The following is a 223-nucleotide window of genomic DNA, read 5'->3' as shown; positions in this document are numbered from 1 at the left end:
CGATGGAGCCACCGGCCGCGCTTGTCCAGATCAAGGACGGCAAGTGCGAGGCATGGGCCTGCGTTCAAGCTCCGCAAGCCACCCGCACTCGCCTGTCTGAGCGTCTTAAGAGTCCCGAGGAGAACGTGACCGTCAACGTCACGCTGCTGGGGGGCGGCTTCGGCCGAAAGTCCAAGCCGGATTTCGTGCTCGAAGCCGGTCTGATCAGCCAGGCCATGGGCGG

At 65.0% G+C, this 223-nt stretch carries 1 protein-coding gene; it reads left to right on the top strand.

Annotation, left to right across the window (positions count from 1 at the left end; all coding sequences use genetic code 11):
• A partial coding sequence (locus tag E4K09_RS15970; RefSeq protein ID WP_134498682.1) for a molybdopterin cofactor-binding domain-containing protein occupies positions 1-223 on the top strand: 223 nt, incomplete at both ends.

It is taken from the genome of Microvirga pakistanensis (assembly GCF_004458765.1).
GTDB lineage: Bacteria > Pseudomonadota > Alphaproteobacteria > Rhizobiales > Beijerinckiaceae > Microvirga > Microvirga pakistanensis.
This window is presented reverse-complemented; position numbering and strand designations above follow the sequence as displayed.